The following is a 12,086-nucleotide window of genomic DNA, read 5'->3' as shown; positions in this document are numbered from 1 at the left end:
CGGCGCTCATGGCCGCAACAACGTGAACCTCGGCGGCGGAGGGCGGAGGGCGGAGGGCGGAGGGCGCAGGGCGCAGGGCGCAGGGCGTGGGGTGGGCGAGGGTTGCGTGGCGGCGGGCGGGCAGGGTACCGTCGGGTAAGCGCTTTCCATCGTGACCCGGGAGCGCGACACCGCACGCAGAGCACAAGGGAGTACACGTGTCGTCGATCGGCATCATCATGAACGGCGTCTCCGGGCGCATGGGCTACCGGCAGCACCTGGTGCGGTCGATCCTCGCCATCCGGGAGCAGGGCGGCGTGCTGCTCTCCGACGGCACGCGCGTGCAGGTCGAGCCGATCCTGGTCGGGCGCAGCGAGGAGAAGCTGGCCGAGCTCGCGCGGCGGCACGGCATCGAGCACTACACGACCGACCTCGACGCCGCGCTGGCGGACGACCGCTGGCAGATCTACGCGGACTTCCTCGTGACGAAGGCGCGCAGCACGGCGATCCGCAAGGCGATCGCCGCCGGCAAGGCCATCTACACCGAGAAGCCGACCGCCGAGTCGTTCGAGGAGGCGCTCGAGCTCGCCCGCCTGGCCGAGGAGGCCGGCATCAAGAACGGCGTCGTGCACGACAAGCTCTACCTGCCCGGGATGCGCAAGCTCAAGCGCCTCATCGACTCCGGATTCTTCGGCCGCATCCTCTCGGTGCGCGGCGAGTTCGGGTACTGGGTGTTCGAGGGCGACTGGCAGGCGGCGCAGCGCCCCAGCTGGAACTACCGTGCGGAGGACGGCGGCGGCATCGTCGTCGACATGTTCCCGCACTGGAGCTACGTGCTCGAGAACCTCTTCGGCCGGGTGGAGTCGGTGTACGCGCAGGCGGTCACCGAGATCCCCGAGCGCGTCGACGAGCAGGGGCACCCGTATGCGGCGACCGCGGACGACGCGGCCTATGCGATCTTCCAGCTCGCCGGGGGCGTGACCGCGCAGCTCAACTCCAGCTGGACGACGCGCGTGAACCGCGACGAGCTGGTCGAGTTCCAGGTGGACGGCACCCACGGCAGCGCCGTCGTCGGCCTGTTCGGCTGCAAGATCCAGCCGCGCAACGCGACGCCCAAGCCGGTGTGGAACCCCGACCTCGCCGACGAGCACGACTACGACGGCGACTGGATCGAGTCCCCGGCCAACGAGGTGTTCGAGAACGGCTTCAAGACGCAGTGGGAGGAGTTCCTCCGCCACGTGCTCGAGGACGCCCCCAACCGCTTCGACTTCCTCGCCGGCGCCCGCGGCGTGCAGCTGGCCGAGGAGGGCCTCCGCTCGTCGCGCGAGGGCCGCCGCATCGACCTCGCCCCGGTGCGCCTGCCCGAGGTCGCCCGATGACGGTCGGCGCAGCGACGACCGGCGCAGCGACGACCGGCGCAGCGCCGACCGCCGCGGCGGTGCCGGATGCCGAGGTCGCCGCGCGGTCCGTCCCCCTCCTGAACGTCGACGGCACGACCTCCACCGCCGACCTGCTCGCCCCGGCGGTCGCCGAGCGTCCGGAGTCGCCGCTGCGTTCGCGCGTCGCCTACGCCGCCGCGCACGTCATCCCGAAGCCGTGGGCCGACAACGTGCCCGGCGCGCCCGCGGAGATCGACTGGGACGCCACGCTCGCGTTCCGCCGTCACGTCTACGGCTGGGGCCTCGGGGTCGCGGACGCGATGGACACCGCGCAGCGCAACATGGGGCTCGACGCGGCCGCGACCCGCGAGCTCATCACGCGCAGTGCGGCCGAGGCGCGGACGGTCGGCGGGTCCGTCGTGGCCGGCGTGAACACCGACCACGTGGACGAGCCGGTCATCACACTCGACGCCGTGATCGACGCGTACGTCGAGCAGCTCCACTTCACCGAGGATGCGGGTGCAGGGGTCGTGCTCATGGCGAGCCGCCACCTCGCCCGCGCCGCGCAGTCCCCGGCCGACTACGAGCGCGTGTACCGGGCGGTGCTCGCCGCGGCCGGCGCCCCGGTCGTGCTGCACTGGCTCGGCGAGGCGTTCGACCCCGCGCTCGCCGGCTACTTCGGCGACGCGGACACCGTCCTGCGCATCATCGAGGCCGGCGGCGACACGGTGGCCGGCATCAAGATGAGCCTGCTGGACGCGGACGCCGAGATCGCGCTGCGCTCGCGCCTGCCCGAGGGCGTGCGGATGTTCACCGGCGACGACTTCAACTACGTCGGCCTGATCGAAGGCGACGGGGAGGTGCACTCGGACGCCCTCCTCGGCGCGTTCGCGGCGCTCGCCCCCAGCGCGTCCGCCGCGATCCGCGCCCTCGACGACGGGGATGCGGCCCGCTACCGCAGCATCCTCGGCCCGACGGAGGCGCTGTCGCGGCAGATCTTCGCGGCGCCGACGTACTACTACAAGACGGGGGTCGCCTTCCTGTCCTGGCTCAACGGCCACCAGGACTCCTTCACCATGGTGGGCGGCATGCACGCGGCACGCAGCCTCCCGCACCTCTCGGAGATCGTGCGGCTCGCGGGAGCCTGCGGTGCCCTCGAGCGGCCGGAGCTGGCCGCGCAGCGGTGGACCGATCTCGTGCGCGTGAACGGGATGGACGCGTGAGCGCGCCCGCGCGCCCGGCGGCACCGTCGCGGCTGTCGATCAATCAGGCGACCATCAAGTACGCGAACCTCGCCGACGCCCTGCGGATCACCGCGGCGGCTGGCGTCGAGGCGATCGGCCTCTGGCGCGAGCCGGTGGCGGAGGTGGGCCTCGCGGAGGCGGTGCGCATGGTCGCCGACAGCGGCCTCCGCGTATCCAGCCTCTGCCGGGGCGGGTTCTTCACCGTGCCCGAGGGGCCGGAGCGCCGTGCCGCCCTCGACGAGAACCGTCGCGCGATCGAGGAGACGGCGGCGCTCGCCGCGGCCGGCGCCACCGGGTCCGCCGCCGTGCTCGTGCTCGTCGCCGGCGGCCTCCCCGCGGGGTCGACGGATCTCATCGGCGCGCGCGGGCGGGTCGCCGACGCGCTCGCCGAGCTCGAGCCCGACGCACGCGCAGCCGGGGTCACCCTCGCCATCGAGCCGCTGCACCCGATGTACGCCGCCGACCGTGCGGTCGTCTCGACGCTCGGCCAGGCGATCGATCTCGCCGAGCCGTTCCCTGCATCGTCGGTCGGCGTGGTGGTGGACACCTTCCACATCTGGTGGGATCCGCAGGTGCTCGACCAGATCGCGCGCGCCGGGGCGGCCGGGCGCATCGCGAGCTACCAGGTCTGCGACTTCCTCACCCCGATCCCGGCGGACGCGCTGCTCGCCCGGGGCATGATGGGCGACGGCCACGTGGACTTCGACTCGCTCACGGCGGCGGTGGGCGCCACCGGCTACGCGGGCGATGTCGAGGTGGAGATCTTCAACGCCGAGATCTGGGCGGCCGACCCGGTGGAGGTCGTCGAGCGCACCGTCCGGGCGTTCGAGCGCAGCATCCCGCTGCGGGCTGTGCCCGTGTGAAAGCCGTGACCGCGTCGACCGCTGTCCCCGTATCCCGAGGTGTGCCAGGGTGGGCGACGTGAGCCCTCGTACCGTCGTCATCGCCCCGGACTCGTTCAAGGGCTCCGCGTCGGCCGCGGAGGTCGCCACGGCGCTGGCCGCCGGCTGGGCGGAGGTGCGCCCCGATGACGAGTTCGTCCTCGCCCCGACGGCCGACGGAGGCGAAGGGACGCTGGACGCGTTCGCCGCGGCCGTCCCCGGTGCCGTCCGTCGACCCGTCCGCGTGCTCGGCCCGTCGGGAGACCTCGTCGACGCCACCTGGCTGCAGCTGCCGGACGGCACCGCCGTCGTCGAGCTCGCCGAGACCAGCGGACTCGGCCTGCTGCGCGCACCCGCTCCCTTCGACGCGCACACGATCGGCTTCGGCCAGGCGATCGCCGCCGCCCTCGACGCGGGCGCGAGCGCGCTGCTGCTGGCGATCGGCGGCAGCGCCTCGACGGACGGGGGAGCCGGCGTGCTCAGCGCACTCGGCGCTCGCCTCCTCGACGGCTCCGGTGTCGCGGTCGTCCCCGGCAACCGGGGACTGGCCTCCCTCGCCCGCGTCGACCTGTCGGGGCTGCGGCCGCTGCCGTCCGGCGGTGTGCGCATCCTGAGCGACGTGACCAACCCGCTGCTGGGTCCGCAGGGGGCGGCCGCCGTGTTCGGGCCGCAGAAGGGTGCGGCGCCGGAGGATGTGCCGCTGCTGGACGCCGGGTTGGCGTGGTTCGCGGAGGCGCTGCGGGCGGCGAGCGGGCGGGTCGCGGGGGCAGAGCGGGTCGAGGGGGCCGGGCGGATCGCTGTCTCGGTCGACGACCCAGGCACCGGCGCTGCCGGGGGCACCGGATTCGGCCTCCGCGTCTGGGGCGCCGCCATGACACCGGGAGCGCCCGCCGTCGCCGAGGCGCTCGGGCTGCCCGCGCGCATCGCGTCCGCCGACCTCGTCATCACGGGCGAGGGACGCTACGACAGCCAGTCCGCGTCGGGCAAGGCACCCGAGCATGTCGCCGAGCTGGCGCGCCGGGCCGGAGTCCCCGTGCTGCTCGCGGCCGGCGCGATCACCGCCGAACCGAGCGACTTCGCCGACGCGGTCGCCCTCGCGGACCTCGCCGGAGGCTCCGCCGCCGCGATCGCGGACCCGCTCCGCTGGGCCCGCGCCGCCGGCGCCGACCTCGCCTCCCGCGCCGGCTGACCCGCCCGGCTGACCCGCCCGCCCCGGCCCCGGGCCGCCGCAGCAATTCCGGAGATCTGCGCGAGTCGGCTCTGATTCACCGTTCGAACGGAGAACTGAGCGGCATGTCGCGGTTCGGCTCCGGAGATACCCGGCAGCCCCGCCGCAGCGTGCGGAGGCGATCCGCGCGCGAGGGGGCCCGATCACCTCCGCTCCCTGCGCGGGGCCGGTGAGTCGCGGCCGAACTCCTCCGCTGCCTGCACGGCGGGCAACGGAGGAGGTCCGGGCCGGTAGACGGCGTGGCGGCGGGGAACGGAGGAGATCAAGCAGGGAATCGGCCGGATCTCCTCCGTTCGCGACGGCCTACGGCCGCGCCGCCGCGTACTGCTCGCGGATCACCGCGCGCGTGTCGACCGGCAGCGGCGCTGCCGCTTCCACCGTCCACGCGGGGCGCGTGCCGGTCAGTGCCCACGCCGCCTGGACGGCCCCGCCGTCGGCGACATACTCGCCGGGCGCGGGGATGACGACGGGGGCGTCGAACACCTGCGCGGCCACCGCCGCGACGGCCGGGTTCTGCGCCGCGCCGCCGATCAGCAGGATGCGCTGCTCCCTCACACCGACCCCGCGCACCGCGTCGAGGCCGTCGGCGAGTCCGCACAGCATCCCCTCGATCGCCGCGCGGGCGAGGTTGGCGGGGGTGGTGGATGCGAGGGTCAGCCCGTGGAGGCCGGCTGTCGCGTCCGGGAGGTTGGGGGTGCGCTCCCCCTCGAAGTACGGCACGAGCACCACGCCTCCCGCGCCCGGCTCGGCGGTGAGGGCCAACTCGGCGAGACCGTCATGGTCGACGCCGAGAAGCCGGGCGATGGCGTCGAGCACGCGGGCGGCGTTGAGGGTCGCGATCAGGGGGAGGGACAGTCCGCTCGCGTCCGCGAACCCGGCGACCGTTCCGGAGGCGTCCGCGACAGGCGCGTCGGTGACGGCGAAGACCGTTCCGCTGGTGCCGATGGAGACGACGACGTCGCCGTCGGCCGCGCCCAGCCCCAGCGCGGCTCCTGCGTTGTCCCCGGCGCCGGGGCCGACGAGCACACCGGACGGGGTGCTGCCCGCTGCCTCTCCCGGTCCGAGGACGCGCGGAAGCACCACCGCATCCGCAGAGGCGGGCGACCCCGCCTCGCGGCCCGGCCGGCCGAGCGCCCGCTCGAAGAGCTCCAGGTCGTACGCCTCGTGGGCCGCGCTCCAGTACGCGGTCCCGCTGGCGTCCGAGCGGTCCGTCGTGAGCGCCTCCAGGTCCGGTCCGAGGGGGCTCTCGTCCGCCGGGCCGTAGCCGCGCAGCCGCCAGGTGAGCCAGTCGTGGGGGAGGGCCACCGCGGCGACGCGCGCGGCGTTCGCCGGTTCGGCATCCCGCAGCCAGCGCAGCTTGGTCGCGGTGAAGGAGGCCACCGGCACCACGCCCACCCGCGACGCGTACGCGACGGCACCGACCTCGTCGATCAGGTCGCGCGCAGCCTGCGCCGAGCGGGTGTCGTTCCAGAGCAGCGCGTCGCGCACCACCCGACCGGAGGCGTCGAGCACGACCATGCCGTGCTGTTGGCCGGCGAGGGAGATCGCGGCCACGTCGTCCAGCCCGCCGGCGGCGTCGAGGGCGGCGGTCAGCGCCTCCCACCACGCGGAGGGCGCGACCTCGGTGCCGTCGGGATGGGCGGCCCGGCCGCTGCGCACGAGGGCGCCGGTCTCCAGGTCGCGCACGACCACCTTGCAGCTCTGCGTCGAGGAGTCGACGCCGGCGACGAGTGTCACGTCACTGTGTCCTCACGATCGATCGAGGTGCACGTCGTGGTCGTCATTCCGGGGGAATGGACGCCACGTCGTGCACCTCGATGGTGTCACACGGATGGGCGGGTCAGCGGGCGTTCAGGAGGTGCTCGAGCGCCAGCTGCTGCAGGCGCACGAAGCCGAAGCCCTTGGCGCCGAAGTACGCGCCCGCGTCGAAGTCCTCGTAGGCGCTGCGGTCGGCGAGCAGGTCGTCGTAGCTCTCGCCGGCGCCGAGGGTCGTCTCCGACAGTTCGTTCACCTTGGCGGCCTCCAGCGCCTCCTGCACCTCGGGGTCGGCGCGGAAGGCCGCCGCCCGCTCCTTGAGCAGCAGGTAGGTGCGCATGTTGGCCGCGGCGGAGTCCCAGACCCCGGTGGCGTCCTCGGTGCGCGACGGCTTGTAGTCGAAGTGGCGCGGACCCTCGTAGGCCTGGCCGCCGTTCGGGCCGCCGTTCTCGAGCAGGTCGACGAGCGCGAAGGCGTTCTGGAGGTCGCCGTGGCCGAAGACGAGGTCCTGGTCGTACTTGATGCCGCGCTGCCCGTTGAGGTCGATGTGGTAGAGCTTGCCGTGGTACAGCGCCTGCGCGATGCCGGCGGCGAAGTTCAGGCCCGCCATCTGCTCGTGGCCCACCTCGGGGTTGAGGCCGACGAGCTCCGGGCGCTCCAGCGAGTTGATGAAGGCGAGGGCGTGCCCGACGGTCGGCAGCAGGATGTCGCCGCGCGGCTCGTTCGGCTTCGGCTCGATGGCGAAGCGGATGTCGTAGCCCTTGTCGGTGACGTAGTCGCCGAGCAGGTTGACGGCCTCGCGGTAGCGCTCGAGGGCGGCGCCGATGTTCTTCGCCGAGTCGTACTCGGCGCCCTCGCGGCCTCCCCACATCACGAACGTCTTCGCGCCCAGCTCGGCGGCGAGGTCGAGGTTGCGGAGCACCTTGCGCAGAGCGAAGCGACGCACGGCGCGGTCGTTGGAGGTGAAGCCGCCGTCCTTGAACACCGGCGCGCTGAAGAGGTTGGTGGTGACCATCGGCACGATCAGGCCGGTGTCGGCCAGGGCCTGCTTCAGCCGGTCGATCTGCTTCTGCCGCTCGGCGTCGGTGGAGCCGAAGGCGAAGAGATCGTCGTCGTGGAAGGTGAGGCCGTAGGCGCCGAGCTCGCTGAGCCTGGTCACCGCCTCGACCACATCGAGCGGGGGGCGGGTGGGGCCGCCGAACGGGTCGGTGCCGTTGTAGCCGATCGTCCACAGTCCGAACGAGAACTTGTCGGCGCGGGTGGGGGTGAGGCTCATGGTTCTGGATTCCTTCAACGTCGTCGGTGATTTGTTGTTTCAGTCAACTTATACCAGGAGATCGCGTCCGCCGCGACCCCCGTCTGCGAGGGCGGAGGTCAGTCCGACGCGCTCGACCGCGGTCGCGACGATGCGGCCGTCCTCCGGAGTCACGAGGTGGACCGCGCCGGTGATGGTCAGGGCGGCCGAGGTCTCGCGCTCGCCGCACGACGGGCCCACCCACAGATCGATCGCACCCGGCTCCACGATCCTCCGCAACGAGCGGTCGGTGAAGGCGAGGCGAGCAGTCGGGACGTCGAACCGCACCTCCGCCACCTCCCCGGCGTCCAGCTCGACCCGGGCGTAGCCGAGGAGCTGGGCGACCGGCCGGGTCGCGCTGGCGTGGACGTCGTGCGCGTAGAGCTGGACCACATCCGTCCCGCGGCGCTCGCCGGTGTTGGCGACGCGGACGCGCGCGGTGAACGACCCGCCCGCCGGCACGTCGGCATCCACCTCCAGCTCCGTGTGCGCGAAGGCCGTGTAGGTCAGCCCGTGGCCGAAGGGCAGGGCCGGCGTGCTGTCGGCGCTCGTGATCTCGTTCGGGCCGCCGAGCGCGGGGTGGAGGTAGGAGTACGGCTGCGCCCCCGCCGACCGCGGCAGCGAGACGGGCAGCCGTCCGCTGGGGGAGGCGGCTCCCGAGACGATCGCGGCGATGGCGGCCGCGCCCTCCTCACCGGGGAAGAACGACTGGACGAGGGCGGAGGGCGCCGAGGCTCCCTCGATCGCCCACGACAGGGCGTAGGGGCGCCCGGAGAGCACCACGACGATCACCGGCGTCCCGGTGCCGACGACGGCCTCGACCAGCTCCCGCTGCACACCGGGCAGTTCCAGGCTCTCCACGTCGTTGCCCTCGCCGACCGTGCCCCGGCCGAACAGTCCGGCGCGGTCGCCGACGACGACGATCGCCACGTCGGCATCCTGCGCTGCGGCGACCGCGGCCGGGATGCCCGCGCGGTCGTCGCCCTCGACGGCGCAGCCCGGCTCGTGCACCACGGCCGCTTCCGGGAACTCCGCGCGCAGGCCGGCGAGCACCGACGGGATCTCGAAGCCGAGCGGGACCTCCGGGTGATGGGCGAGCACGTGGTTGGCGAACGAGTAGCAGCCCATCAGGGCCTCGGCGGTGTCGGCGTTGGGTCCGACGACGGCGAGGCGTGCGGGCGCCGGACCGAGGGGGAGGGTCCCGTCGTTGGTCAGCAGCACCACGGACTCCTGCGCCATCCGGCGGGCGACCGCACGGTGCGCCGGGGTGTCGAGGTCGATGGTCGTGGGCGGCGTGCCGAAGTCCTCGTCGAGCAGACCGAGCTCCTCCTTCTGGGCGAGCACGCGCAGCACGGCCCGGTCGACGAGTGCCTCGTCGACCTCCCCCGCCCGCACCGCCTGGGCGAGCGGCCCGAGGAAGGCGTCGCCGGTGGGCAGCTCCACGTCGATCCCGGCGGCCAGGGCGAGCCCCGCTGCCTCGCCCAGATCGGCGGCGACCCCGTGCATGGTGTGCAGGAAGGCGACCGAGAAGTAGTCCGCGACCACGACGCCGTCGAAGCCCCACTCGTCGCGAAGCACCCCGGTCAGGTATTCGGGGTTCGCCGCCATCGGGATGCCGTCGATCTCGGCGTAGGAGTTCATCACCGAGCGCACCCCGCCGTCACGCACGGCCATCTCGAACGGCGGAAGGAGGGTGTCGCGCACCTCGCGCGGGCCGGCGTGGACGGGAGCGTGGTTGCGGCCGGACTGCGAAGCCGAGTAGCCGACGAAGTGCTTCAGGGTCGCGTGGATGCCCGCGTCCTGCAGCCCGCGGACGTAGGCGGTCCCGATCGTCCCGACGACGTACGGGTCCTCCGAGATGCACTCGTCGACGCGGCCCCAGCGCGGGTCGCGCACGACGTCGAGCACCGGGGCGAGGCCCTGATGGATGCCGAGCTCGCGCATCGAGGCGCCGATCAGCCCGGCCATCCGCTCCACCAGCTCCGGATCGAACGACGCGCCCCAGGCGAGCGGGGTCGGGAACGTGGCCGCCTTCCACGCGGCGAGGCCGGTCAGGCACTCCTCGTGCACGAGGGCCGGGATGCCCAGCCGGGTCTCCTGCCGCAGCCGGCGCTGCTCGGCCCACAGCCACTCCGCGCGCTCCACCGGGTCGACGGGCCGGGTGCCGTAGACCCGGGTGAGCTGGCCGATGCCGTTCGCGGTCACATCCTCGTAGCGGCCGGGGTTGCCCATCTCACCCGCCATCGGGGCGACCAGCTCGTCGCCCTTGTCGACCCAGTACCCCACCAGCTGCGCCAGCTTCTCGTCGAGGGTCATCTCCGCGAGCAGGGCGCGGACGCGTTCCGATACGGGAGGGAGCGCGGTTTCGGTCATGGATTCACTCACAGTCTCTTGCGGTTTCTCTGCGGGGCGGTCGGGCGGTGCCGGGCCGTCAGCCCTTGACGGCGCCGGTCAGGCCGCCGACGATGCGGCGCTCGAACAGGCTGAAGAAGATCAGAGCCGGGATCATCGACAGGGAGGTGAAGGCGAGCACCTTCGCCGTGTCGACGGAGTATTGCGACGAGAACGCCTGCACCCCGAGCGGCAGCGTGAAGGTGGCCTCGTTGTTCAGGATGAACAGCGGGAGCAGGTAGCTGTTCCAGCTGCCGATGAAGGCGAGGATGCCCGTGGTGATGACGCCCGGCAGCGACAGCCGGAGCACCATCCGGAAGAAGAAGCCCAGGCGGCTGCAGCCGTCGATGAACGCGGCCTCCTGGATCTCGTCCGGGATCGCGCGCAGGAACGGCACCAGGATGATGATGGTCGTCGGCAGGGCGAACGCGATCTGCGGGATGATCACGCCGGCCAGCGAGTTCATCAGCCCGAGGTTGCGCACCACGATGTAGAGCGGGGTGATCGCGACCGTGATCGGGAACATCAGCCCGGCGGCGAAGAGCGCGTACAGCGCTCCGCGACCGCGGAAGCTGTACCGGGCGAGCACGTAGCTCGCCATCAGGCCGAGACCGACAGCGCCGATCGTGGTCGTGAGCGCGGCGATCGTGGAGTTGAGCACCTGACGCCAGAAGACGCCCCCGGTGAGGACGTTCAGGTAGTTGCCCGGGTTCCACGGGTTCGGCAGTCCGGCCGGGTCGACCGTGATCTGGGCGTTGGTGCGGAACCCGCCGATGATGATGTACGCGATCGGCGCCAGCATCAGCGTGATCACGATCAGGGCGACGAAGTACACCGTGGGCGAGCCCCAGGGCAGGCGGCCGCGCGTGGCCTTGCGGGCGGTGCCCGTCTTCCGGGCGAGGGTGACGGCGGTCATCGGACCGTCCTTCCGGTTCGGGGAGCCTTGGCCTCCGTTAGAGCCCCGGCGGTGTCGCGACGCAGGACGAAGCGCTGGTAGATGAGCGCGACGACGAGCGAGATCAGGAAGATGACGACGGCCACCGCGTTGCCGTAGCCGTAGTTGCCCGCGTTGCGGCCGTTGGCCACCATGTAGGTGGCCATCGTCGAGGTGCCGGCAGTGGAGGCCACGTACTGGCCCCAGATGATGTAGACCAGGTCGAACAGCTGCAGGGCCCCGATCACCGAGAGGAACGCCCAGATGCGCAGCGTCGGCGCCAGCAGCGGCAGCGTGATCCGGCGCTGGATCTGCCAGTACGATGCCCCGTCCAGAGCGGCGGCCTCGTAGAGCTCCTCGGGCACGCCTTGCAGCCCGGCGAGGAAGAGGATGACGGCGAACCCGATGTACTTCCACGTCAGGATGCCCATCAGCGTCCAGATCGCGATGTTCGGGTCGGAGAGCCAGTCGTGCGCCACCCAGCCGAGGCCGAGGTTGTCCAGCAGCCCGTTCAGGGCGCCGTTGGTCTGGAGCATGAGGCTCCAGCCGGTGCCGACGACGACCTCCGAGATCACGTACGGCACGAAGATGAGGACGCGGATGATCGACTGCCCGCGCATCCGTCGGTTGAGGAGCAGGGCCAGCAGGATGGCGACCGGCCCCTGCAGCACCAGCGACATCACGACGATGAAGGCGTTGTGCCCCAGCGCGTCGAGGAAGGCGGGGTCGGTCAGGATGACGATGTAGTTCTGCAGGCCGACGAAGTCGGTGGGCGGTCCGTAGCCCGCCCAGCGGAAGAAGCCGTAGTACGCCGCCATCGCCACCGGGAAGATCACGAAGGCGAGGAAGACGAGGACGGCCGGGCCGACCAGCAGGAGGATCTCCGCCCGGCCGGCCCAGCCGAGACCGCGGCGGCGGCGCGGCGACGGCGGGGGCGCCGCGACGGCGCCCCCGCTGTGCTGCGCGAGATCCGGCAGGAGAGCCGAGGTCGTCTCGCGGGT

General features: G+C 72.7%; 9 protein-coding genes. 4 read left to right on the top strand and 5 right to left on the bottom strand.

What is annotated here, in order from left to right; translation table 11 throughout:
* Positions 1-218 precede the first annotated feature (218 nt).
* From U870_RS0118365 to U870_RS0118350, 4 genes are read left to right on the top strand one after another with little or no spacing between them, the layout of a single operon-like run.
* A complete protein-coding gene (locus U870_RS0118365) occupies positions 219-1,358 on the top strand; it encodes a Gfo/Idh/MocA family protein (protein ID WP_029947826.1) in 1,140 nt (379 codons plus the stop codon).
* Complete coding sequence (locus tag U870_RS0118360; RefSeq protein ID WP_025158836.1) at positions 1,355-2,581, top strand: dihydrodipicolinate synthase family protein; 1,227 nt, start codon at positions 1,355-1,357, stop codon at positions 2,579-2,581. Before U870_RS0118365 ends, U870_RS0118360 begins: the two co-directional genes overlap by 4 nt.
* Entirely contained in the window at positions 2,578-3,465 is an 888-nt protein-coding gene (locus U870_RS0118355; protein ID WP_025158835.1) for a sugar phosphate isomerase/epimerase family protein, read from the top strand. Before U870_RS0118360 ends, U870_RS0118355 begins: the two co-directional genes overlap by 4 nt.
* Before the next feature lie 58 nt (positions 3,466-3,523).
* Positions 3,524-4,672: a glycerate kinase gene (locus U870_RS0118350; protein WP_043710388.1), complete on the top strand. Its 1,149-nt coding sequence runs from the start codon at positions 3,524-3,526 to the stop codon at positions 4,670-4,672.
* A 342-nt stretch (positions 4,673-5,014) separates the two neighbouring features.
* Here the strand turns inward: U870_RS0118350 and U870_RS0118345 are convergent, their stop codons facing one another.
* From U870_RS0118345 to U870_RS0118325, 5 genes are all read right to left on the bottom strand, one after another.
* Complete coding sequence (locus U870_RS0118345) at positions 5,015-6,448, bottom strand: xylulokinase (RefSeq protein ID WP_025158833.1); 1,434 nt, start codon at positions 6,446-6,448, stop codon at positions 5,015-5,017.
* Between the two features lie 103 nt (positions 6,449-6,551).
* Positions 6,552-7,742, bottom strand: a complete 1,191-nt coding sequence (gene xylA, locus U870_RS0118340) for a xylose isomerase (protein ID WP_025158832.1) — start codon at positions 7,740-7,742, stop codon at positions 6,552-6,554.
* A gap of 48 nt (positions 7,743-7,790) precedes the next feature.
* Positions 7,791-10,133 (bottom strand): beta-glucosidase, encoded by a 2,343-nt coding sequence (locus U870_RS0118335; protein ID WP_025158831.1) that lies wholly within the window; start codon positions 10,131-10,133, stop codon positions 7,791-7,793.
* A gap of 58 nt (positions 10,134-10,191) precedes the next feature.
* A complete protein-coding gene (locus tag U870_RS0118330; RefSeq protein ID WP_025158830.1) occupies positions 10,192-11,067 on the bottom strand; it encodes a carbohydrate ABC transporter permease in 876 nt (291 codons plus the stop codon).
* A complete protein-coding gene (locus U870_RS0118325) occupies positions 11,064-12,062 on the bottom strand; it encodes a carbohydrate ABC transporter permease (protein ID WP_240183755.1) in 999 nt (332 codons plus the stop codon). Before U870_RS0118325 ends, U870_RS0118330 begins: the two co-directional genes overlap by 4 nt.
* Positions 12,063-12,086 lie beyond the last annotated feature (24 nt).

This window comes from Leifsonia aquatica H1aii, assembly GCF_000633535.1.
Classification (GTDB): Bacteria; Actinomycetota; Actinomycetes; order Actinomycetales; family Microbacteriaceae; genus Leifsonia; species Leifsonia aquatica_A.
Note: the sequence above shows the minus strand (reverse complement) of the source record. Positions and strands in the feature narration are given on the sequence as shown.

Bases quoted from the DNA above. Each gene is read 5' to 3' on its own strand.
- U870_RS0118365 (WP_029947826.1), top strand. From the start codon at position 219: ATGAACGGCGTCTCCGGGCGCATGGGCTACCGGCAGCACCTGGTGCGG.
- U870_RS0118360 (WP_025158836.1), top strand. From the start codon at position 1,355: ATGACGGTCGGCGCAGCGACGACCGGCGCAGCGACGACCGGCGCAGCG.
- xylA (WP_025158832.1), bottom strand. From the start codon at position 7,742: ATGAGCCTCACCCCCACCCGCGCCGACAAGTTCTCGTTCGGACTGTGG.
- U870_RS0118335 (WP_025158831.1), bottom strand. From the start codon at position 10,133: ATGACCGAAACCGCGCTCCCTCCCGTATCGGAACGCGTCCGCGCCCTG.
- U870_RS0118330 (WP_025158830.1), bottom strand. From the start codon at position 11,067: ATGACCGCCGTCACCCTCGCCCGGAAGACGGGCACCGCCCGCAAGGCC.